Source organism: Clostridium tarantellae (assembly GCF_009295725.1).
Lineage (GTDB): Bacteria > Bacillota > Clostridia > Clostridiales > Clostridiaceae > Sarcina > Sarcina tarantellae.
Genome location: NZ_WHJC01000662.1, coordinates 1 through 442 on the forward strand (window position 1 = coordinate 1; position 442 = coordinate 442).

The 442-nt window shown below is 24.7% G+C and carries 1 protein-coding gene; it reads left to right on the forward strand.

The genetic code is table 11. The features are described from left to right. Window positions 1-321: hypothetical protein (locus GBZ86_RS17670; RefSeq protein WP_170272333.1), on the forward strand; the 321-nt coding region annotated here is incomplete at its 5' end. Window positions 322-442: the final 121 nt, after the last annotated feature.

Consider the following 442-nt stretch of genomic DNA (forward strand, 5'->3'; position numbering starts at 1 on the left):
ACTTTAATGATAGTATGGAAGGGATGGGGCATATTAGCTATTTTAGTTTGTGCTTTACCTAGTATGATTATAAGTAAAATATTAGGTGAAAATTATTATTTGTTTGGTAACTGGATACATATTGTAATTTGTGTATTATCAGCAGTATTATGTTTCGCCATAGGAAGATATCTAAATACTAGACCAGGTAAGTTATATGTAGAAGCAAATACAGGTAAGCAAGTGGAAGTGAAAAAGGTACATTCCATTTTTTTTATTAAATTTGAATATTGGGGAATAATATATGTTTTAATTAATATTTACGAATTATTTTTAAAGTAATTAAAATATAAATATTAATTTAGTTAATAGAAAAAAAGGATAGGATAAGAATTATTATTCTTATCCTCAGTTTGTAGACAAATAGCATTTTTGCATAAAGCAAAAATGCTATTTTTAGTTT